General features: G+C 67.0%; 15 protein-coding genes. 9 read left to right on the top strand and 6 right to left on the bottom strand.

The window, feature by feature from the left end; genetic code table 11:
- Positions 1-264 precede the first annotated feature (264 nt).
- Positions 265-1,569 (top strand): HD-GYP domain-containing protein, encoded by a 1,305-nt coding sequence (locus C8J44_RS16390; protein ID WP_147453219.1) that lies wholly within the window; start codon positions 265-267, stop codon positions 1,567-1,569.
- Between the two features lie 296 nt (positions 1,570-1,865).
- Here the strand turns inward: C8J44_RS16390 and C8J44_RS16385 are convergent, their stop codons facing one another.
- Entirely contained in the window at positions 1,866-5,342 is a 3,477-nt protein-coding gene (locus C8J44_RS16385; protein ID WP_121905321.1) for a TonB-dependent receptor, read from the bottom strand.
- A gap of 250 nt (positions 5,343-5,592) precedes the next feature.
- Between C8J44_RS16385 and C8J44_RS16380 the strand changes: the two genes are divergently transcribed.
- Genes C8J44_RS16380 through C8J44_RS16365 form a run of 4 tightly spaced genes read left to right on the top strand, consistent with a single transcriptional unit; the run spans position 5,593 to position 11,291 of the window.
- Entirely contained in the window at positions 5,593-7,104 is a 1,512-nt protein-coding gene (locus C8J44_RS16380) for a tryptophan halogenase family protein (protein WP_121905320.1), read from the top strand.
- Complete coding sequence (locus C8J44_RS16375; RefSeq protein WP_259466910.1) at positions 7,104-8,576, top strand: tryptophan 7-halogenase; 1,473 nt, start codon at positions 7,104-7,106, stop codon at positions 8,574-8,576. Before C8J44_RS16380 ends, C8J44_RS16375 begins: the two co-directional genes overlap by 1 nt.
- Positions 8,573-10,216, top strand: coding sequence for a tryptophan halogenase family protein (locus tag C8J44_RS16370; RefSeq protein WP_121905318.1), 1,644 nt, complete (start codon positions 8,573-8,575; stop codon positions 10,214-10,216). Before C8J44_RS16375 ends, C8J44_RS16370 begins: the two co-directional genes overlap by 4 nt.
- A gap of 52 nt (positions 10,217-10,268) precedes the next feature.
- On the top strand, positions 10,269-11,291 hold the full coding sequence (locus C8J44_RS16365; RefSeq protein ID WP_121905317.1) for a cupin-like domain-containing protein: 1,023 nt from the start codon (positions 10,269-10,271) through the stop codon (positions 11,289-11,291).
- Between the two features lie 10 nt (positions 11,292-11,301).
- On the opposite strand, the gene C8J44_RS16360 is transcribed toward C8J44_RS16365, so the two are convergent.
- Positions 11,302-12,369, bottom strand: a complete 1,068-nt coding sequence (locus C8J44_RS16360; RefSeq protein ID WP_121905316.1) for a cupin-like domain-containing protein — start codon at positions 12,367-12,369, stop codon at positions 11,302-11,304.
- 136 nt (positions 12,370-12,505) lie between these two features.
- Here C8J44_RS16360 and C8J44_RS16355 point away from each other — a divergent pair, with 136 nt between their 5' ends.
- Positions 12,506-13,534: a glycoside hydrolase family 5 protein gene (locus C8J44_RS16355; protein ID WP_259466909.1), complete on the top strand. Its 1,029-nt coding sequence runs from the start codon at positions 12,506-12,508 to the stop codon at positions 13,532-13,534.
- A 15-nt stretch (positions 13,535-13,549) separates the two neighbouring features.
- Here C8J44_RS16355 and C8J44_RS16350 read toward each other — a convergent pair whose 3' ends face one another.
- Positions 13,550-14,599 (bottom strand): CaiB/BaiF CoA-transferase family protein, encoded by a 1,050-nt coding sequence (locus C8J44_RS16350; protein WP_121905315.1) that lies wholly within the window; start codon positions 14,597-14,599, stop codon positions 13,550-13,552.
- A 166-nt stretch (positions 14,600-14,765) separates the two neighbouring features.
- On the opposite strand from C8J44_RS16350, the gene C8J44_RS16345 reads away from it, so the two are divergent.
- The 3 genes from C8J44_RS16345 (at position 14,766) to C8J44_RS16335 (ending at position 17,723) form a co-directional block, all read left to right on the top strand.
- Positions 14,766-16,409, top strand: coding sequence for a Na+/H+ antiporter (locus tag C8J44_RS16345; RefSeq protein ID WP_121905314.1), 1,644 nt, complete (start codon positions 14,766-14,768; stop codon positions 16,407-16,409).
- Positions 16,410-16,481: 72 nt separating this feature from the next.
- A complete protein-coding gene (locus tag C8J44_RS16340; RefSeq protein WP_056055529.1) occupies positions 16,482-16,703 on the top strand; it encodes a hypothetical protein in 222 nt (73 codons plus the stop codon).
- A gap of 90 nt (positions 16,704-16,793) precedes the next feature.
- On the top strand, positions 16,794-17,723 hold the full coding sequence (locus C8J44_RS16335) for a 2-hydroxyacid dehydrogenase (RefSeq protein WP_259466908.1): 930 nt from the start codon (positions 16,794-16,796) through the stop codon (positions 17,721-17,723).
- A 2-nt stretch (positions 17,724-17,725) separates the two neighbouring features.
- Here C8J44_RS16335 and C8J44_RS16330 read toward each other — a convergent pair whose 3' ends face one another.
- Genes C8J44_RS16330 through uxaC form a run of 3 tightly spaced genes read right to left on the bottom strand, consistent with a single transcriptional unit; the run spans position 17,726 to position 21,590 of the window.
- Positions 17,726-18,730 carry a sugar kinase gene (locus C8J44_RS16330; RefSeq protein WP_121905312.1) on the bottom strand — a complete coding sequence of 335 codons (1,005 nt, stop codon included), beginning with the start codon at positions 18,728-18,730 and terminating at the stop codon, positions 17,726-17,728.
- Positions 18,727-20,181, bottom strand: a complete 1,455-nt coding sequence (locus C8J44_RS16325; protein WP_121905311.1) for a mannitol dehydrogenase family protein — start codon at positions 20,179-20,181, stop codon at positions 18,727-18,729. The genes C8J44_RS16330 and C8J44_RS16325 overlap by 4 nt, the downstream gene beginning before the upstream one ends.
- Positions 20,178-21,590, bottom strand: a complete 1,413-nt coding sequence (gene uxaC, locus C8J44_RS16320) for a glucuronate isomerase (RefSeq protein WP_121905310.1) — start codon at positions 21,588-21,590, stop codon at positions 20,178-20,180. Before uxaC ends, C8J44_RS16325 begins: the two co-directional genes overlap by 4 nt.
- Between the last annotated feature and the right edge of the window lie 15 nt (positions 21,591-21,605).

The following is a 21,605-nucleotide window of genomic DNA, read 5'->3' as shown; positions in this document are numbered from 1 at the left end:
CTCGCTGAGCGGCCGCCGGTCGCAGGGCTCGACGGATTCCTCGCCGACGATCGCGATCGGGCCTTCTAACTAGCACTGCAGTAGCACGCGCGGCGGAGGGCCCGTCTGCACGAACGCACGGAATATGTTCGGCGCAATACTGGAATACGCGCCCGATCGATCAGACCAGCGACACGATTGTAAGTAAATCGCGCGAGGCGGACGGTAACGGCATAACGCTTCCTTCATGCCTGTATCCCAGAAGTGCTTGAAAGGAGACAGGACGTGTTGCGACGCATTCGGCGCGACCAGGTAACGCTTGGCATGTTCGTGCACCGGTTCGAAGGATCCTGGCTCGACCATCCCTTCTGGCTTCCGCGTTTTCACCTGACGGACGCGAAAGATCTCGCACGCATTCGCGAAAGCTCCGTCACCGGCGTCGTTATCGACGAAGGACGGGGCTTGGCGCTCGATAGCGCCGATAACGGGGCGGCGGCCGAGGGTGGCGACGCCTTGGCCGCCGAGTACGAACTGCTGTCTGCACCGCTGCTCGCCGTTCAACGACGGCACGGTTTCGCGGAGGAACGGGAACGCGCCGTAGCGCTCGTCAAGCATTCCGCGCGTGAGATTAAGCGCCTGTTCGCCGAAGCGCATGCCGGCGAGAAGGTCCGGCTGACTGCGTTCGCGCCGCTGGTAGCGGAGGTGATGGCCTCCGTGGCGCGCAATCCCTACGCGCTCATCGCCGTCACGAGACTGAAGAAGCAGGACGAATACACGTATGTGCATTCGCTCGCGGTGAGCGCGTTGATGACGAGCTTTGCGCGTCATCTCGACATGCCGGAGAGCGAGGTCTTCGACTATGGTGTTGCCGGCATGGTGCACGACATCGGCAAGATTGTCGTCCCCAACACGATCCTGCAGAAGCCGGGTCCGCTGACCGACGACGAGTTCGCGCTCGTCCGCACTCATCCGGAGCAAGGCTATCGGCTGCTCAGCCGGCATGCCGGTGCGTCGGACGTCGTCCTGGACGTGTGTCGTCACCACCACGAACGGCTCGATGGTTCGGGGTATCCATTTGGGCTCAAGGACGATCAGATCAGCCGGGCCGCCCGCATCGCTGCAATCTGCGATGTCTACGACGCCTTGACCTCCAACCGCAGCTACAAGGCCGCCTGGAAAGCCGAGGAGGCCATCGGTCGCATGTACGACTGGGACGGGAATTTCGATCGCGAACTGCTTCTGGGGTTCATGAAGACGATCGGCGTCTACCCGCCCGGTCTGCTGGTGTATCTCAGCTCCAACCGGCTGGCCGTCACCATGCCCAATGACCGCCGAACGTCACGGCCAAAGGTCCGCGTCTTTTTCTGTGCACGCGAACGCACCCAATTGCCGCTGCTGGACCTCGTCCTCGACGATGATCTCGGGCATGATCAGATCGTTCGGGAAGAGTCCCCGGTCGACTGGGGGATCACCGACTGGCCGCTCGTCGCCGAGCAACTGATGAACGGGTGTGTCCCGAAGATCGTTTCAGTCCGTCCCGCCGGCACGAACTCCGACCGACCAGCACTCCACCTCGCCGACGCTCCCTGATCGCTGGGCGCTGGTCGCCTTAGCTGCGAAAATGGTCGGCAAACTGACGCTGCCGTCGCGTGCCCTGCGAACAGACGATCAAAACCCAATCGGAACGTCGCTGTCCCGCCTGGGCCGCGGTGATCGTGCCCTTTTGGGAACAAGGCCCGCCATAACCGGATCGGCGCCTTTGCCGGGTGCAGCCGCTATCCCACACGTCGTAGTTCGTGCAGGCGCCTCATCCCGACGACACGCCGTTGGCGGGAAAGTGCGCGTTGGGGGAAAGCGACCGTTGGGTCGCCCTCCCCCCGGGTAGCTTAGAAATTGCCGCGCAGGATGAACGAGAAGCGGCGGTCGTTGACGAAATAGGACCGGGGCGCGAGCGCTTTCGGATCACCGCTATACGCCTGCAGCGTCTTGGTCACCGAGTTGGTCAGGTTCACACCCTGCACGCCGACCTTGATGTATTTGTTGACGTTGAGGAAGGCGGAGGCGTCGAGCTGCCCGGCCGCGGCCTGGAAGATCGACGTATACGGGAAGATCACGTCGGCCGCCGTCAGCAGATATTTCGACCGCCAGTTATACGCGGCACGAACCGAGACCGGCCCCTTTTCGTAAAACAGCGTCGCGTTGACGTTGTGCTTCGAGAGACCTTCGAGCGGCAGGCTGCCGGTCTTGGTCTGCGGCGCGACGTTGCCGACCGGCGTCCCCCCGTTCAGGAACGAGTTCGGCAGCCCCGAGCTTTGGATGAACGAATAGTTCCCGGTGAAGCCAAGGCCGCTCAGAACACCCGGCAGGAAATCGAAGGTCTGCTGATACGCGACCTCGACACCCTTGATCTTGCCGTGTCCGTTGTAATTGGCGGGACCGCGGGTGAGCAGCGGGAAGGTGATCCCGTTGTTCTGCAGCGGCAGGTTGACGACCGACTGATAGAAGAAGTTCTTCACGTCCTTGTAGAAGGCATCGATCGTCAGCGAACCGACCTTCGAGAAATACCATTCCGCGGTGAGATCGAACTGATACGCCGTCGCGGGCTTCAGATACGGGTTGCCCACCGTGCTCAGGAAGTTGCCGTTCCCGTCGATCGAGATCTGCTGGTAGTTGCGGATCAGCGCGGAATCTGGGCGGGTCAGCACCTTCGATCCCGACAGGCGAGCGAGCAGCTTCGGCGTGATGCCGAGCTTCAGGTTCACGCTCGGCAGGAGGTAATTGTAGCTGTTCTTGGCCTGGTTGAAGAGATTGGCCGTATCCACACCGGCAAACTGCTGCAGCTGGGCATAGCCGGTTGCCCCGAGATTGCAGACACCCCCTGGCCGCGTTGGGTTCGTACCGGGAGGTGCACCCGCCGGTACCGCGGAAACGGCGCAGCGTGTGTCATAGGGGTTGGTGATGTTCAACGTCGCCTGGTTCGGAATCGTGCTCGTGCCGAACGAGTCCAGCCCGGTCCGCACATAGCGCGCACCGACGTTGCCGCTGAAGTTCAGCCCGTTGCCATCGGACTCGGTCTTGAACGACACCATCGCATAGGCGGAGAAGTCGCGCTGATGGACACGCTGGATCTCGCTGGGAAGGTAATTCGTCCCGGCCACGACACCCGGGCGCTCGGCGAGCGGCCGCCACTGCTGTTGGGTGTTGCCGTTCTGCGTCTGCGCGGTGGACTCGACTTGTTTGATGAAATCAACGGCGCCGTTATAGTCCTTGATCATGTCGCCATTGTAGTAATAAGCGCCCGGCGGGGAATTCGTCGCGCCGCGGAAGAAGTTCGGGAACGTGTAATAGTCCGCCCGGTCGCCACCGAACTGGTTCACCGTCACCGGGTACCCTGCCCAGACTTCGCTAACCATGCCCCAGTTGTAGGTGGAATACTGGACCGTCTGATCGCGGTCGGCATAGCGCGCGCCGAACCGCGCCTTGGTGAAAAAGCCGCCATCGGCGAAGTCGTACGTCGCATCGCCCTTGAACTGGAACTCCTTGCCGACGCTGTGCTCGGCATGATCCATCGCGGCGCGCCAGAACGTGGTGCTCGGATCGGCGAAATACTGACTGTCGGTCTGGCCGGCGAGGACGGCGTTCGCCGGTGTCGCCCATGCCGCAGACAACGTGCTCGGCTTGTGCGAGATGACGTTCGGCACGCTGCCCGACAGATCCAGTTCCTGGTCAGCGAACGTCTCGCCGAAGATGTTCAGGCTGAACGTGTCGTGCTCGGAGCGGGTGTAATCCGCGTCCAGCGCGATCGTCAGCCGTTCGGTCGGGTGAATTTCCGCATTCAGACCGTAATCGTTGATGAGGTTCCGCTCATAGGTCTGGCCACGCGACAGGGAGATCGGCGCGCCGCCGGTCGGGATCGACGTGGTCGACGGCGCACCGCTGCGGTTGGTGCGAAAACCGGTGCCCGGCGTCGTGATATAGCCGCTCTTGAACAGCCCGTTTGCGTCGTAGGTGTAGTTCGTGAACCCGCCGACCGGGCATTCCGCGCGCGTGGTGCCGTTGTTGTTGTAGAGCGGACCGTTGCTGTTCTGCTGACAGCCATTGGGGAAGGTGCTGTATTCGGACAGATCCGGAGCCGCTTCGAACGTATGCTCGCTGGTCGAGTTCGTCGTGTGCGAACGAAGATATTGCCCGGTCAGCAGGAAGGAGCGATCGGTCGACTCGAACTGCGCGGCCAAGGCGACGCCGTCGCGCTTGCGATCGAAGGTCTGCGTCCGATACTGGCCACCGAGCGGCGAATATTGCCCCGTCGACAGATCGGCGAAGCCGTCCGCCCCGGCGGTCGAGGCGGCGTTGCACGCAGCGCCGGCGGCGGGCAGCGTGGTGGTGTCGGTGCTGCTCGGCAGCGGGTTGCGACAGACGAGCACGCCGTTGCCGTTCTGATACGGCACCTGGCTGTTGTCGCGGGCCTGGAAATTGGTGATCTGGACGCCATCCGCGCGGCTGCGGATTCGCGAATAGGACACGTCGCCGAGCAGGCCGAATTTGCCGATCGGCGTATCCCAGGTGTTGCTGACGAGCAGCGACCCGGTCGGCGTCCACTTCTTGGCGAAATCGCCGTAGTTCGCTTCGGCATCGGCGCCGATATGAAAGCCGTTATTGTCGAACGGCTTGCGCGTATTCAGATTGACCGTTCCGGCAAGCCCGCCCTCGATCGAGGCGGCGGTGACGTTCTTGTAGACTTCCACCGACCCCAGCAATTCGGCCGGGACGTCGCTGAAGTTGAGCGCCTGCCCACCGATCCCCGCGGCGAACGCGTCGCGGCCGTTGAATTCCGACCGAACGAAGTTGAGGCCGCGGATCACGACGCCCGAACCCTCGACCGAGAAATGGTCAGGGTCGTTGGCGCCGGCGAAGCGGCTGATCGATACGCCAGGTACGCGCTGCAACGCTTCGGTCACCGACCGATCGGGCAAGGCGCCGATATCGGTCGCGGTGATCGCGTCGACCACGGTATCGGAATTGCGCTTGATGTTCTGCGCGTTGGCAAGGCTCTGGCGAATGCCGGTGACGACGATCTCGCCGGGCGCATTACTGGTATCGGCGGCGGCGGTGCTTTGCGCATCGGTCGCGGACGGATCGGCCGTTGCGGTCGCGGGGCTGGCCGACCCGGCGGTGCCCTGCCCGGTTTTCGCGCCGGTCGGCGACGTCTGATTGGCGGCGGGTGCAGCAGTCTGCTGGGGGTCCGGACCGGCCTGAGCCTGCGCGACTCCGGCCAAGGCTACGCACAACGTCGTCGCCGACGCGCTATGTAAAAAACGAACAAGATGACGAACGGCAGTGTTCGACGGCGCAATGCGGCGCATTATGACCCCTCCTAAACGCAGCGCTGTAATCGCGCCTGATTCCCTGTCGCCGCCGAGTGTCCCGGGCCTCGGCGTGCAGTGCGTGTTTGCGGTAACATAGTGCGGAAATCAAACGGTAAATACTTAGAATGTGACAATCTGGCAACGCCGTCACAACAATCCGTCCGCGGTTGACGCAACGGGTCGAATGAGGGAGCATCTTGTGAGAGCGCCACCATAAGGCGCGTCGGGAGGGTATCGAGTGCCGGTCATGGCAAAACCAAAAACACGCGTGGTTGTGGTTGGTGGCGGCACGGCCGGGTGGATGACCGCGGCAGCGCTATCGCGCCTGCTTCCGGGCCAGTGTTCGGTGCACCTGATCGAGTCCGAGGCGATCGGCGTGGTCGGCGTCGGCGAGGCCACGTTGCCGCATATCCGCGCGTTCAACGAGCGGCTCGGCATCGACGAAGCCGACTTCATGGCGCGCACCCGGGCGACCTTCAAACTGGGTATCGAGTTTCGCGACTGGAACCGCCTCGGCGACAGCTATATCCATCCGTTCGGTACGTTCGGTCGCGGTACCGGCGGGGTGGATTTCCAGCATTACTGGGCGCGCTTGCTGCGCGAAGGCGCACCTCTGCCGTCGCTCGATACTGTGTCCTATGCGTGTGCGCTGGCCCGCGCCGGCAAGTTCGATCGTCCCGAGACCGATCCGAACCGGCTCGCGGGCACGTTCGGCTATGCCTATCAGTTCGATGCGCTGCTCTTCGCACCCTATCTTCGCGAGATTGCCGAGGGCATGGGCGCCCGGCGGACCGAGGGGATCGTGGTCCGGGTGGAGCGTGACGGCGACAATGGCGACATCGCCGCGATCGTGCTGGACACCGGCGAGCGGATCGAAGGCGACCTGTTCGTCGACTGCTCGGGGTTCCGCGCGCTGTTGCTCGGCGAGGCGATGGCGGAACCGTTCGTCGACTGGTCGCACTGGCTGCCGACCGACCGTGCGGTGGCGATGCCGTGCCGCACGCGCACCGCGGTCACGCCGTATACGAGTGCGATCGCGATGCCTGCGGGCTGGCGCTGGCGGATCCCGCTGCAGCACCGCACGGGCAACGGCTATGTCTATGCCAGCGGCTTCGTGTCCGACGACGACGCTTGCCGCGCGCTCGAAGACGCGGTCGAGGGGGAGGCGCTGGCCGCACCACGCGTGCTGCGCTTCAAGGCCGGGCGCCGTCGCCGCAGTTGGGTCGGCAATTGCGTCGCGATCGGGCTCGCGAGCGGGTTTCTCGAACCGCTCGAATCGACCAGCATCTATCTGGTCCAGCAGGCGATCACGACCTTGATCGAACTGTTCCCCGAACCCCGCATCGCCGCGACCGACCGCGACGAGTTCAACCGCGTGATCGACCTCGAATATGATCGGATCCGCGATTTCCTGATCCTCCACTACCACGCCACGACGCGCAGCGATTCGCCGTTCTGGGACTATGTCCGGACGATGCCGATCCCCGACACGCTGTCGGAAAAGCTCGACTTGTGGCGCACGCGCGCGCGGATCGTGAAGTACCGCGAGGGCGTCTTTCTCGATCCGAGCTGGGTGGCGGTATATCTCGGCCAGGGGATCGTTCCGGAGGGCTGGGACCCGCGCGCCGATCCGGTCGCGTCGGACGCGCTGGCGCGCAGCCTCGACGCACTGCGCGGCGAGATCGCCAGCGACGTCGCGCGACGCCCCGACCACCGCAGCTTCATCGAACGCTATTGCGCGATGGCACAGGCGGCCTGATGCCCGGGGAGCGGCTCCGGAGCGTCCTGGTCGCGGGCGGCGGTATCACCGCGTGGTGTGCGGCTGCCGCGCTGAAACGCCGCGCGCCGTTCCTCGAAGTGACTATCCTGCGTTGCACGCCGTCACGCGAGGCGCTGGCGGACCGGATCGCGTGCACGCTGCCGTCGCTGCTCGGATTCCACGACGATCTCGGCATCGGTGCCGCCGACGGCATCGCCCGGACCGCAAGCGGTTATCGCCTGGGGACGCTGTTCCGCGGCTGGGCGACGCGGTTGCCCGACTATGTCCATGCCTATGGCCGTTATGGCCGATCGCTGGGTCCGACCGCGTTCCATCTCCACTGGGTCCGGTCGGTGCTGGAGGGCGCGCGCGCGGCACCGTTCGACAGCCATTCGCCCGCCGCAGCGCTCGCCCGCGCCGGGCGGTTCGCGCCGCCGATGCCCGACACGCCGTTTGCGGATCACGAATATGGGCTGACGCTCGACCTTTCGCGGTACCGGACGATGATGCGGGCCTTCGCGCTGCACGTCGGCGTGCGCGAGATCGCCGGCGAGATAGCCGACGTCGTTCGCGATACCGGCGACCGGATCGCCGCAGTGGAGCTTGCGGGCGGATCACGCATCGTCGCCGACCTGTTCGTTGACGCGACCGGCCCCGACGCCACATTGCGCGGCGCCCTCGACGACGTCAGGGACGACTGGAGCGCATGGCTGCCGTGCGACCGCGTCCTGATCGCCGACGGCAGCGCGGAACCGCTGGTGCTCACCACCGCGGTCGCGCATCCGGCGGGCTGGCGCTGGAGCAGCGGCGCGCAAAGCGGCTTCGCCTATGCGTCGGGTGCGATCAGCGACGCCAAGGCCGCGCGCGTGTTGCGCAATCCCGCGGGCACGGCGCCCGGCGAGCCGATCCGGGTTCGTCCGGGAACGAGGCCGCACCCGTGGCGGGGCAATTGCATCGCGATCGGCGACGCCGCGACTGAGGTCGAGCCGCTCGAATGGTGCAACCTCCACCTCGCGCTCAGTGCGATCGACCGGTTGATCGCGATGCTCCCGGGCCGGGTCTCGACTCCTGGCGAAGCGGCGGAGTTCAACCGCCAGACGCTGGCCGAGGCCGAGCGCGTCCGCGACTTCCTGGCGCTGCACTATCGTGTTGCGCGGCGTGACGATCCGCTGTGGCAGGCGGTCGCCTCTGCCGTACCGCCCTCCAGCTTGGCACACACGCTCGCGCAGTTCGCCGAGCGTGGCCGGCTTCCTTTTTACGAGGAGGAGACGTTCGCGCGCGACAGTTGGGCTGCCGTCCTGATCGGTCAGGGCGTCCTGCCACGACGGATCGATCCGCTCGTCGCGGCGGTTCCGGCCGCTGCCGCACAGACCGCGATGGCAAGACTGACCACCGAGATTGCCGCCGCCTTGCCGCATATTCCCACCCACGCCGCGTATTGTGCGGCCCAGACGAGACATCTCCTGCCATGAACGAGCATTCGATCCGACGCGTCGTCATCGTCGGCGGCGGCACCGCCGGCTGGATGGCCGCGGCGGCCTTCGCGCGGTTTCTCAACAACGGCTATACCGAGATCACGCTGGTCGAATCCGAGGAGATCGGCACGGTCGGGGTCGGCGAGGCGACGATCCCGCCGCTGATCAATTTCAACCAGATGCTCGGGCTCGACGAGAACGCGTTCCTGGCGGCGACGTCGGGCACGTTCAAGCTCGGGATCGAGTTCGTCGACTGGGGCGCGCTCGGCGAACGCTATTTTCACCCGTTCGGCAATTACGGCCACGACCTGCAAGGCGTCCATTTCCACCAGCTCTGGCTGCGCGAGAAGGCACGGCGGCCGATCGACGACATTTCGGCCTGGTCGATGAGCGCGATGGCCGCCGCGAACGGCAAGTTCGGGCGCGCGACCGGCGACGCGCGATCGCCCGTGCGCGAGCTGTTCTACGCGTTCCATTTCGACGCCTCGCTCTATGCGCGATATCTACGCGACTATGCCGAACGCGCCGGCATCGTCCGGATCGAAGGCAAGATCGCCGAAGTGAACCAACGCCCCGAGGACGGCTATGTCGCCGCGGTCACGCTCGAGGACGGGCGTCGGATCGAAGGCGACCTGTTCATCGACTGCTCGGGCTTCCGGGGTCTGTTGATCGAGGAAACGCTGCACACCGGTTATGAGAGCTATGCGCAGTGGCTGCCGTGCGACCGTGCGGTCGCGGTCCCCTGCGCATTGCCGAACCCGGGCGAGCCCGATGCGTTCACGCGCTCGACCGCGCACAAGGCGGGCTGGCGATGGCGCATCCCGTTGCAGCACCGGATGGGCAATGGCCTGGTGTATTGCAGCAAATATCTCGGCGACGACGAGGCCGAAGCGCAGCTGGTCGCGAGCCTCGAAGGCGAACAACTCGCCGAGCCGCGACGGTTGCAGTTCACCGCCGGTCGTCGCCGCGACTGCTGGAACCGCAACGTGGTGGCGCTCGGCCTGTCCAGCGGGTTCATCGAACCGCTCGAATCGACCAGCATCCATCTGGTACAGGCCGGGATCCAGCGGTTGATCGCGCTGTTTCCCGACAAGCGCTTCGATCCGGTCGAACGCGACGAGTTCAACCGGCAGATGCACGATCTGTACGAGGACATCCGCGATTTCATCGTCCTGCACTACAAGGCGACGCGCCGCGACGATTCGCCGTTCTGGAACCAGGTGCGGACGATGGACGTTCCCGAGAGCCTGCAACACAAGATCGACCTGTTCGCCGGCAAGGGGCGGCTGTTCCGCGAAGGCTATGACCTGTTCAGCAACCCGAGCTGGGTCGCGGTCTGTCTCGGCCAGGGAATCACGCCGCAAGGCTGGGAACCCGCCGCCGATGCGCTCGACGAGCAGAAGGTCGCAAGCGCGCTCGAGCAGATGCGGCGCGGATATCTCGACACCGCGCAGCGCCTGCCGACGCACGGCGAGTTCCTGCGGCGGACCGCGCTGTCCCCGCTCGCCGCGCAGGCTGCACCGTCCTCCTCGGCGCCTGCTTCCGCCCCTGCCCCGACCTCGTCCGACGACGTTCCGTTCTTTGCGTTTACCGCGGAGTCGCCCTTCGATGTCGGCGGCGGGGGCTCGCCGCTCTGATGCCGACATATGAGCGAGCGGTGCCTCGGCGTACCAGGGGGCTTGCCCACGCGTGACGGGTCTCGCCGCCCCTTCCCCAATCGCCGAGCTTCACGGGATCGACCGCGTGCGCTTCGACGCCGAGGTCCGCCCCGCCGCGCAGCCTGTTGTCCTGCGCGGTCTGGCCGCCGACTGGCCAGCGGTCCGCGCCGCGCGGACCTCCGACGAGGCGCTGGTCGATTATCTCAAGACCTTCAGCCATCCCGAGCCGGTCGGCGCGATCGTCGGGCCGCCCGAAATCGAAGGGCGTTTCTTCTACCAGCCTGACATGACCGCACTCAACTTCACGCGCGGACGCTCACCGCTCGATCCGTTCCTCGACCGGCTATTGCGCGATCGCACGGTGCCGCAACCGTACGCGATGGCGGTGCAGTCGATCCCCGCCCCCGACCTGCTGCCGGGCTTTGCCGCCGAGCAGGGCATCGACCTAGTCGATACGCAGGTCGTGCCGCGGCTCTGGCTCGGCAACGCGATCCGGGTGACGACGCATTACGATCTGATGGAGAACATCGCGGTCGTCATCGCCGGTCGCCGCCGCTTCACGCTCTTCCCGCCCGACCAGATCGCGAACCTGTACATGGGTCCGTACGAACTGACGCCCGCAGGCACGCCGGTCAGCATGGTCGACCCGGACTCGCCCGACCTGGACCGCTATCCGCGGTTCGCCCAAGCGATGGAGAACGCCTGGGAAGCGACACTCGAACCGGGCGACGCGCTGTATATCCCGTTCCACTGGTGGCACGCGGTCGCGTCACTCGCGCCGGTCAACATGTTATGCAATTACTGGTGGGATCCCGCACCCCAGGGCATGGCGAACCCCTATGACGCGCTGCTGCTCGCGCTGTTCTCGCTGCGCACGCTGCCGGACGACCAGCGGCGGGTGTGGCGGACCATGTTCGACCATCTCGTGTTCCGTACCGAGGGCGATCCCGCGGCGCATTTGCCGCCCCACGTCAGGGGCGTGCTCGGCGAGGCGGACCGCGACGGGCTGGAACAGATGCGCGCAGCGTTGCGACAGAGCCTCAACCGGTCCTGACTTGCGGGCACTACGGCCGTTGCAGCATGTTGATCAGGAACTGACGGATCCTGCCGGTGCGGTCCGTGCTGTCCGGTCCGAGAATGCCGCGCGCGGACGGCGGCAGATGGTCGGCGGCCTGCGCAGCCTCCGGTGCGAAGACGAGATGCTCGTACCAGCTGTGCCACGCCTGTTTTTCCGCGACCGGCAGATCGCGGACGGCGCCGATCGCATGGACCAGCGCAAGGAACGCAGCGCCCGAGCGATGCTCCCACCAGTAATTGACCAGCACGTTGAGCCGGTCGAAAGCACGGACGTGATGCCACCAAGTCGGCGGAATGAAGAGCGCGTCGCCGGGTTCGAGTTCGGCGACCTGCGCGTGCGCGAGCGCATCGGCGAACCGCGGGTAGCGCGTCAGATCTGGAGCATCGGGATCGACCATGCTCGACGGCGGGCCGGCCATGGTATGGTCGAGCGGCCCGACATAGAGATTGGCCAATTGGTCGGGCGGGAACAGCGTGAAGCGACGACGCCCCGCCACCACGCATGCGATATTGATCGACGTGTCGTAATGCGTCGCGATCCGCGTCGCGTTGCCGATCCACAGCCGCGCGGGCGCATCGATGCCGAGATCGAGCGGATTGGCGCCTTCCCAGCCGGGCAGATGCTCGGGCGCGGTCGCCGCGTTGGCGTACAGCGTGTGCGGCCGCGACGCGTCGGTCTCGGCGTAGCGCAGAAGCTCCGCCACCAGCGCACCGATCGGGACCTGCTGGCGGTGGAAGTTGAAGCGCGTCAGCGTCTCGTCGGCGTAGAAAAACCGCCCCTCGACCTCGGGCGGCGCGATCATCACGTCGAGCGGCTTGCCACCGGGTGCACCGAACGCGGCGAGATACTCCGCCATCGCGCGGTCGCCGCCGCGCCCGGCCGCGACCGCCTGCCAATGGCGCACTTGTCCGCGCAGGACGACGGGTTGGAACGCCGTCACCACCTCGCTGGCGAACACGGCCGCATCGACGGCAGGGCGCTCCGCGACGCGGCGAGCGGTCGCGGGGCGATCCGTGGCGGAGCGATCGGTTGCGGGGGGTGGGACGGACGACATCGTGCGGGACGATAGCGGCTGCAAACGCGCTACGACAGTGCGTTGACAGCCTCGGCAGGCTCCTGTGTGATACGATCGCCAGACCGCCCCGCACCGACACCGGCGCGCTGAGTCGCAGGCGGATCGGGAGAGCGCGATGATCAGGTGGAAACCCTTGGCTGCGATGGCAGCGGCGCTGTTGGCGAGCATGACGTGTACGGTCAGCGCGTCGGGCGCGTCGCGCGCAGCCCCTGCCGGGGACGCGTTCGCGACGGCAGCCCGGCTGCACCGCGGGGTCAACGTGCTCGGCTATGATCCCCTGTGGAAGGACCCGTCGCGCGCACGCTTTCAGCCGCGTCATTTCACGATCATCCGCAAAGGCGGCTTCGATTTCATCCGGCTGGTCCTGCAAGCCTTCAGTCATATGGACGCCGTCAACAGACTCGATCCGCGCTGGCTTGCGACGCTCGACCGCGTGGTGAAACAGGCCACCGATGCCGGGCTGTCGGTCATCATCGACGAGCATGACTTCAACCTGTGTTCGGACGACCCCGATGCCTGCGCGCCGAAGCTCAAGGCGTTCTGGCAGCAGATCGGCGACCGCTATCGGACCGCGCCGCGGACCGTGTTGTTCGAACTGTTGAACGAACCGCACGGCAAGCTCGATGCCGACCGCTGGAACGCGCTGCTCGCGCAGATCATCCCGGTCGTGCGCGCCAGCAACCCGGATCGTACGCTCGTCGTCGGGCCGACCAACTGGAACAGTTTGGGCAAGCTCGACACGCTGACGTTGCCGGCGAACGATCGCAATATCCTCGTCACGTTCCATTATTACGAGCCGTTCCGGTTCACCCACCAGGGTGCCGCGTGGTCCGACAATCGCGATCTGCACGGCATTCCGCTGACGCCCGCCGACGAGACCCGGATCCGCGCCGACATCGACACCGTCGCGGCGTGGAGCAAGGCCCACGCGCGGCCGGTGTTGCTCGGCGAGTTCGGCGCCTACGACAAGAGCGGCACGCCGATCGCCGATCGCGCGCGCTATGCCGCGATCGTCCGCAAGGCCGCCGAAGCGCACGGCTTCCCCTGGGCGTATTGGCAGTTCGACAGCGATTTCATCGTCTACGATATCGATCACGACCGCTGGGTCGAGCCGATCCGACAGGCGCTGGTCGGCACGCCGTGAGCAGGCCGCGATAATCTAGCGCTGGTTCGAGGCCGCGGCGGCGAAGCGCGGCGCTGGCGCCGGGTAGCCATCGATAAAGGTCCCTCGCGCGACGTTGTGCGGGTGGTGTGGTGCTTCGGCGAGATCGAGGACGGGGGTGACGCAGGCATCGGTGCCGGCGAAATGGTCCGCCCAGGCATCGCGCGGACGCGTGGCGAACGCGGCTTCGAACGCCGCCGCCATTTCGGGCCAGCGGGCGCGATCGTGCTGCACCGTGCGCCAGTCCGCGACGCCCAGCCCGGCGAGCAAGGCGGCGAAGAATTGTGGCTCGATCGCGCCGACCGCGACATGCTTGCCGTCCGCGCATGCGTAACAGCGATAGAAGGGCGCGCCGCCGTCGAGCAGGTTGGCCGCGCGCCGGTCGTCCCACTGCCCCACTGCGCCGAGCGTGTAGAACAGGCTCGACAGCAACGCGGCGCCGTCGGTCATCGCCGCATCGACCACCCGGCCCGGCCCGCCGCCGCGCGCGGCCAGCACGCCCGCGACGACGCCGAGCGCGAGCATCATCGCCCCGCCGCCATAATCGCCGACCAGGTTGAGCGGCGGTATCGGACGCTCCGCCGGGCCGATCGCGTGCAGCGCGCCGGTCAGCGCGAGATAGTTGATGTCGTGCCCTGCCTCCTGCGCCAGCGGTCCGGTCTGCCCCCAGCCGGTCATCCGGCCGTAGACCAGCGTCGGATTGGCAGCATGGCAGTCCACGGGGCCAAGCCCGAGCCGTTCCATCACGCCCGGCCGCGTCCCCTCCAGCAGCGCATCGGCGGTCGCGACGAGCGCCAGCGCATCGACGCGACCCGCTGGCGTCTTGAGGTCGAGTTCGACGGTCCGCCTTCCCCGCCCCAAGGCCGGCCCATCCGCGCTGGCGCTGTACGTGCGACCCGGCCGGACGATGCGGACGATGTCCGCCCCCATGTCACCGAGCATCATCGCGGCGAAGGGTACCGGCCCGATCGCATCGAATTCGATAACCACGACGCCGGCGAGCGGCCCTGCCCTCCCCGATCCTGCACCTGCCTCGCTGTCGCCCATGCATTGTCCCGATCTCAAAGCGTGTGGCCAGCGAGCGCTGGAACGCTAGATTGTGCCCGAACGTCGCATCGAAGGCCACGTGTTCCTGCGCGGCTCGGTCCGTGCGGGGTTGTTCTACCCCGACCGCGCCCGGTACTGACGTGTGAGCCAACGCTGGGAGTGCCGTTTGGAAGCCGTATCGATCGTCCTATTCCTGTTGCTCGCCGTGGTAATGAGCGGCGCGGTGTCGCGCATGGTGCCGGTGTCGGTGCCGACCCCGCTGGTGCAGATCCTGCTCGGCGCGGTCATCGGGCTGTCGACCTCGTACCGCGTGGAGCTCGATCCCGAGCTGTTCCTGCTGCTGTTCCTGCCGCCGCTGCTGTTTCTCGATGGCTGGCGAATCCCCAAGGACGAGCTGCTCAAGGATCTGTCGACGGTCGTCGAACTCGCGCTCGGGCTCGTCCTGCTGACCGTGGTCGGGATGGGGTTCTTCATCCACTGGATGATCCCGGCGATGCCGCTGGCGGTGGCGTTCGCGCTCGCGGCGGTGGTGTCCCCGACCGATCCGATCGCGGTGTCGGCGATCGCCGCACGCGTACCGATCCCCAAGCGGATGATGCATATCCTCGAAGGCGAATCGCTGCTGAACGATGCGTCGGGGCTGGTGTGCCTGCGCTTCGCGATCGCCGCGGCGCTGACGGGTACATTCTCCGCGTCCGCGGCGGCGACCAATTTCGCGTGGGTCGCGGGCGTGGGCCTTGCGGTCGGCGTCCTCGTCACGCTCGCCGCGACGCGCGCGAAGGCGTGGGTATCGCGACGGTTCGGCGAAGAGCCCGGGTCGCAGATCCTGGTCAGCCTGCTGATCCCGTTCGGGTCCTATCTGATGGCTGAACACCTCCACGCCTCGGGTATACTCGCGGCGGTGTCGGCGGGCGTAACGATGACCTTCGCGGAAATCTCGCGGCAGGCGCTGGCCGCCACCCGGATGCGCCGGAACTCGGTGTGGGACACGATCCAGTTCGCGCTCAACGGCATCATCTTCGTGCTGCTGGGCGAACAGCTTCCCGCGATTCTCGCAGGCGCGAAGGCCACGGTGCTGCTGACCGGGCATCACGGCACGTGGTGGCTCGGCCTGTACGTGCTGGCGATCGTCGCGGGGCTGGCGACGCTGCGGTTCGGCTGGGTGTGGGTTTCGCTGCGGCTGACGTTGCTGCGGCGGCGTCATCGCGGCTCGGAGAAGCCCGAATACAGCCCCGACTGGCGGCTGGTGGCGGCGATGTCGCTGGCCGGCGTGCGCGGCGCGATCACGCTGGCGGGTGTCCTGACCATCCCGCTGACGATGACCGACGGCACCGCGTTTCCGGCGCGCGATCTCGCGATCTTTCTCGCCGCCGGGGTGATCATCGTGTCGCTCGCGGTCGCCAGCATCGCCTTGCCGATCCTGCTCAACGGCCTGACCATGCCGCCCGAACCGTCGTTGCAGGCCGAGGAGGATGCCGCCCGGGTCGCGGCGGCCGAAGCGGCGATCGGCGCGATCGAGGTTGCGCAGCACGACTTGGCCGAGCGTGACGGCAACGCCGACTTCTATTCCGCGGCGGGGACCCGGGTGATGGACCTGTACCGCGAGCGGATCGAGAGCCGCACCGGGTCGGCCAAGGCGTCCGCGGAGGCGCGGCTCCAGGACCAGCTCGAGCGCACGTTCAGGCTGGCGGGGATCAAGGCCGAACGCGCCTCGGTCGTCGAGCGGGTCCGCGACCGGCGGATCGGCAGCGCCACCGCGCAGAAGATGATGCGCGAACTGGACCTGCTCGAAGCGCGCTACCGCGTGTGATCCTTCTGCTTGGCGGCAAGCGTCGCTAAGGCGCTCGGCGATAACCACGGACATTTCGTAAAGGCGAGACACATGGCAGCGACCGTCATCACACCCAGCGGCCCCGGCGCGATGGAAGCGGGCCTCGTGCTCGACGAAGACGGCCAGCGGTTCGTCATCCTGACGTTCAAGGAGCCCAAGGGCGAGCCGACGCTGGTGACGTTCACGGTGCCGATCTTCCAGAACTATGTCGAGCATCTCGTCAAGACCGCGGCGGCGGCCAACGAGGAGGCCAATTGGGGCATCCCCGGCTGAACGGTCGGCGCTGCAAAAGGGGATGCCGGCGCGCCGGGTAACGCCTAAAGCCACGGCATGACCCGACCAGAGATACTGATACCCGCGCCCATGCTTCCGAGCGTCGCCGCGGCGTTGAGCGAGCGATTCGTCGTCCACCAGTTGCGGGACCATGCCGATCCCGACGCCTTCCTGGCGACCGTCTCGCCCCGCATCCGCGGCCTCGCGGCGAGTTCGCTGGCGGGGCGGATCGGCAGCGGCTGGTTCGACCGGCTCCCCGCGCTCGAGATCGTCGCGAATTTCGGCGTCGGCTATGACGGCATCGATGCGAAGGCGGCCGCCGAGCGCGGGATCGTCGTCACCAACACACCCGGCGTGCTCGACGAGGAGGTCGCCGACCTGACGCTCGGCCTGCTGCTCGCGACGCTGCGCCGCATCCCGCAGGCCGATCGCCACGTCCGCACCGGCGCATGGGCGCAAGGCTCCTTTCCGCTGTCGCCGACATTGCGCGGACGGCGAATCGGCATCCTCGGGCTCGGCGCGATCGGCAAGGCCGTGGCGCGGCGGCTCGAGGCGTTCGGCGTCGCGGTCGCCTATCACGGCCGATCGCGGCAGTCGGACATCGGCTATGACTATCACGCGACACCTGTTGCGCTCGCCGCCGCCTGCGACGTGCTGATCGCAATCGTGCCCGGCGGTCAGGGGACGCAGCATCTGGTCGATGCCGCCGTTCTCGCCGCGCTCGGCCCGGACGGTATCTTCATCAACGTCGCGCGTGGCAGCGTGGTCGATCAGGACGCGCTGATCGCGGCGTTGCAGGACGGGACGATCCTGGCGGCCGGCCTCGACGTCTATGCCGACGAGCCCAACGTTCCCGACAGCCTGCGCGCACTGCCCAACACGGTGTTGCTGCCGCATATCGGTTCGGCCTCGCAGCACACGCGCGAGGCGATGGGGAAGCTCGTCGTCGACAATATCCGCGCGTGGTTCGACACCGGCAAGGCGCTCACCCCGGTTTCGGAAACGCCGAACCCGCGCTGAGGTCAGCGTCGAACGTCGGCGGGCGCTCCGGTGAAGGCGGCGAGATCGGCGGGCGTCGTCCGGCTGTGATCGCCGGCGGTTGCGTGCTTCAACGCCGCCATCGCCAGGCCACAGCGGGCAGCGGCTTCGCAACCCTCGTCGAGGCGCGACAGCACGCCGGCGGCGAACGCGTCGCCGGTGCCGATCCGGTCGACGATCTGGGTGACGAGGATCGTCTCGGTCTCGAACGCGACGTCGCGACGATCGACTCGCGCGGACAGTTCGTGCGTGTCGGCATCGATAACCCGGCGCGCGGTCGAAGCGATGCAGGTCAGGCTCGGGAACCGCGCGAACGCCGCCTCGCAGGCGCGCCGCCGGGCGGCTGGCGTGTCGCCGGCGAAGTCCTCGCCGAGCAACAGCGAGATGTCGCGGTGACTGCCGAACAGCAGGTCCGCGCCGACGACGTGGTCGAGCAGGATCTGCTGCGGATCGACGCACCAGCGCGCCCACATGCTCGCACGGAAATTGCCGTCGAACGAGACTTGCACGCCCGCTGCCTTCGCCGCGGCGATCGCGTCGAGCGACAGCCGTGCCGCTTCGGGGGCGATCGCGGGGATGATCCCCGACAGGTGGAGCCAAGCCACGCCGTCCAGCATCGCGGGCCAGTCGTAGGCGTCGGACGGCGTCACCGCGAAACTGCTGTCGAGGCGGTCGTAGACGATGTGCGCGCCGCGCGGACCGCTCGGCGGCGACAGGAAATACAGGCCGAGCCGACCGTCGGTGCGCTGTACGCGCGAGACATTCACACCGGCGGCGCGGACCGATTCGAGCGCAGCGTCTCCGAGCGATCCGTGTGGCAAAGTCGTGATCACCGCGGCGGGTTCGCCGAGCCTGGCGAGCGCGACCGCGACGTTGGCCTCTGCGCCGCCGAAATGCGCGTCGAGCCGGGCCTCCTGGAACAGATGCCCGCGATCGGGTGCGGCGAGGCGCAACAGCATCTCGCCGAAACAGAGCACCGTGCCGGTCATGCGTCGAACTCCCCTACCGCTGCTAGCAGCGCGGCCCGTGGACCTTCCGCACGCCATGTCGCAACGGACTGGGCGAGCGAATCGACGATCGCGTCGTCGAACTGTGCGGGGAATATGCCGAGCTCGGTGACGAAGCGCGCGACGACCTGGCGCGGATCGTCTGCGGACTCTGCCCAGATCGTGGCGAAACGATCGCGCAGCGGATCGTCCGAGATGCGCGGGGCGTCGGCGGTGTAGGCGATCCACGCGGCCAGGCTCAGGCTGTGCCGCGGGCTGTCCAACCCTAGTGCCAGACGATCGGTCACGGTCGCGATCCAGCGTTGCGGCAGCTTCTGCGATCCATCCATCGCGATCTGATCGAGCCGGTGATGCAGATCGGCGTTGGCGAAACGATCAAGAATCGCGTCGATATACGCGTCGGGGTCGAGCCCCGCCGCGGCGGTCAGGCTCGGCACCGCCTCCTCCCGCATCTGCGCGACGACGAACGCGCGCAGCACCGGATCGGCGATCGCCTCGTGGACGAAGCCGTGGCCGAGCTGGAGCCCGACATAGGCGAGCGTCGAATGGCTCGCGTTCAACAGCCGCAGCTTGGCGAGTTCGAACGGCGCGACGTCGTCGACGATCTGCGCGCCTGCGGTCTCCCAGGCCGGGCGCGGGCCGGCGAAGCGGTCCTCGATCACCCATTGGCGGAACGGCTCGGTGACGATCGCTGCGGCGTCGTCGACGCCGATCGCCTTCGCCACGCTCGCGCGCTCAGCTGGAGTCGACGCCGGCACGATCCGGTCGATCATCGTATCGGGGGCGGCGACATGCGCGCGGACCCACGCGCCTAGATCGGGATCGCGGTGGTCGACGAACGCGGTCAGCAGGCTCATCAACAGCGCGCCGTTGCCCGACAGATTGTCGCACGAGACGAGCGTCAGCCCCCCTGCCCCCGTGCTGCGCCGCAGCTCCAGCGCCGCTGCGAGATAGCCGAAGATCGTCCGTGGCACGCCGCCGCCGAGATCGTTGGCGATCGCGGGATCGTCGGTCAGCAGCGCGCCACTTGCCGGGTGCCGGTAATAGCCCTTCTCGGTAACGGTCAGCGTGACGACACGCGTAGCTGCATCGGCCAGCGCGGCGATCACCGCTTGCGGATCCTCGGCGGCGACCAGCACGGTGTCGATCGCGGTGATCAGCCGGGTCGAGGTCGCACCGTTCGCTCGCTCGGTCACGGTGTACAGACCGTCCTGCGGCGCGAGCGTATCGCGGACCTGGGCTGAGCGCAGCGATACGCCGGTGATCCGCCAGCCATCGTCGGGCGTCATAGCATCCTGCGTGTAGACCGCCTGGTGCGCACGGTGGAACGCGCCGATCCCGAGATGGACGATCCGTCGTACGGGCGCATCCGACGACGCGGGCTGCGCTACGTTCTTCGAGAGCGCTGGCAGGGTGGCTCGGGACAACCTCACAGCCGGTACGCCTTGCGCACGAGGTCGCTGGTCAACTGGTGCGCGAGTTCGGCCGCCTCCCAATCCTCCAGACGGTGCTCGGCGACCAGCCGCGCGAGGAAGCCGCAATCGACCCGCCGCGCGACATCGTGCCGCGCCGGGATCGAGAGAAACGCGCGCGTATCGTCGTTGAAGCCGACGGTGTTGTAGAAGCCCGCGGTCTCGGTGGTCATCTCGCGGAACCGCCGCATCCCCTCCGGACTGTCGTGGAACCACCAGCTCGGCCCAAGCTTCAGGCACGGATAATGGCCCGCGAGCGGCGCCAGTTCCCGCGCGTAGACGCTCTCGTCGAGCGTGAAGAGGATGATCGACAACTCGGTCGAGGTGCCGAACCGGTCGAGCAGCGGCTTCAGCGCGTGGACGTAATCGGTGCGCCCGGGGATATCCGCGCCCTTGTCGCGGCCGTGGCTCACGAACAGCCCGGCATTGTGGTTGCGGACCGAGCCGGGATGGATCTGCATGACCATGCCGTCCTCGATGCTCATCGCCGCCATTTCGGTGAGCATCTGCGCGCGGAAGAGCTCGGCGTCGGCAGCGGTCCAGGCGTTGCCGGTTATGCGCGCGAACAAGGCCTCGCACTCGGGCGTCGAGAGGTTCGCGGTCGCGGCGGTCGGGTGGCCGTGATCGGTCGCGGTCGCACCAGCCGCGCGGAAATCGGCGCGACGTTTGCGGTGTGCGGCGAGATAGCCCTGCCAGTCATACACGTCCTCGCCGGTGATTTCGCCGAAGCGTCGCAGCGCGCCGGCGAACTGTTCGTGCTCGACATCGATCACGCCGTCCGGGCGATAGGTCGTGACGACCCGGCCATTCCAGTCGCTTGCCTGGATGCGGTGGTGCGCGTCGAGGCTGTCGTGCGCGCCTTCGGTGGTGGCGAGGAAATCGATCCGGAAGCGGTCGAACAGCGCGCGCGGGCGGAACGCGTCGGTCGCGAGCTTCTCGCCGATCGTGTCGAAATACAGGTCCGCGGTGGCCGGCTCGAACGCGACGTCGAACCCGAACACCTCGGCGAACACATGATCGAGCCACATCCGCGACGGCGTACCGCGGAACAGCGGGTAATGCGCGGCGAGCGTCCGCCATGCCGATCGCGGATCGGCGGTCGCCTTGCCATCCTTGCGCGGGATCATCAGCGCATCGAGATCGACGCCCTGGCTGTAGAGCATCCGGAACAGGTAATGATCGGGCGCGAGCAGCAGCGACGTCGCGTCGGTCCAGTTGCGGTTGTCCGCGAACCACGTCGGATCGGTATGGCCGTGCGGGCTGACGATCGGCAGGTCGGCAATCTCCGCGTACAGCGCGCGGGCGATGTCGCGGGTGGCAGGATCGGCGGGGAACAACCGGTCGGGATGAAGTTCGAGAGGACGAGTCATGCCATTACTCCTGCC

Origin of the sequence: Sphingomonas sp. PP-CE-3A-406, assembly GCF_003688625.1 — a bacterium.
Classification (GTDB): domain Bacteria; phylum Pseudomonadota; class Alphaproteobacteria; order Sphingomonadales; family Sphingomonadaceae; genus Sphingomonas.
This window is presented reverse-complemented; position numbering and strand designations above follow the sequence as displayed.

What these genes read in the sequence shown, in the direction of transcription:
- C8J44_RS16385 (WP_121905321.1), bottom strand. Translation starts at nt 5,342, where the DNA reads ATGCGCCGCATTGCGCCGTCGAACACTGCCGTTCGTCATCTTGTTCGT.
- C8J44_RS16380 (WP_121905320.1), top strand. Translation starts at nt 5,593, where the DNA reads ATGGCAAAACCAAAAACACGCGTGGTTGTGGTTGGTGGCGGCACGGCC.
- C8J44_RS16375 (WP_259466910.1), top strand. Translation starts at nt 7,104, where the DNA reads ATGCCCGGGGAGCGGCTCCGGAGCGTCCTGGTCGCGGGCGGCGGTATC.
- C8J44_RS16370 (WP_121905318.1), top strand. Translation starts at nt 8,573, where the DNA reads ATGAACGAGCATTCGATCCGACGCGTCGTCATCGTCGGCGGCGGCACC.
- C8J44_RS16360 (WP_121905316.1), bottom strand. Translation starts at nt 12,369, where the DNA reads ATGTCGTCCGTCCCACCCCCCGCAACCGATCGCTCCGCCACGGATCGC.
- C8J44_RS16355 (WP_259466909.1), top strand. Translation starts at nt 12,506, where the DNA reads ATGATCAGGTGGAAACCCTTGGCTGCGATGGCAGCGGCGCTGTTGGCG.
- C8J44_RS16350 (WP_121905315.1), bottom strand. Translation starts at nt 14,599, where the DNA reads ATGGGCGACAGCGAGGCAGGTGCAGGATCGGGGAGGGCAGGGCCGCTC.
- C8J44_RS16340 (WP_056055529.1), top strand. Translation starts at nt 16,482, where the DNA reads ATGGCAGCGACCGTCATCACACCCAGCGGCCCCGGCGCGATGGAAGCG.
- C8J44_RS16335 (WP_259466908.1), top strand. Translation starts at nt 16,794, where the DNA reads ATGCTTCCGAGCGTCGCCGCGGCGTTGAGCGAGCGATTCGTCGTCCAC.
- C8J44_RS16330 (WP_121905312.1), bottom strand. Translation starts at nt 18,730, where the DNA reads ATGACCGGCACGGTGCTCTGTTTCGGCGAGATGCTGTTGCGCCTCGCC.
- uxaC (WP_121905310.1), bottom strand. Translation starts at nt 21,590, where the DNA reads ATGACTCGTCCTCTCGAACTTCATCCCGACCGGTTGTTCCCCGCCGAT.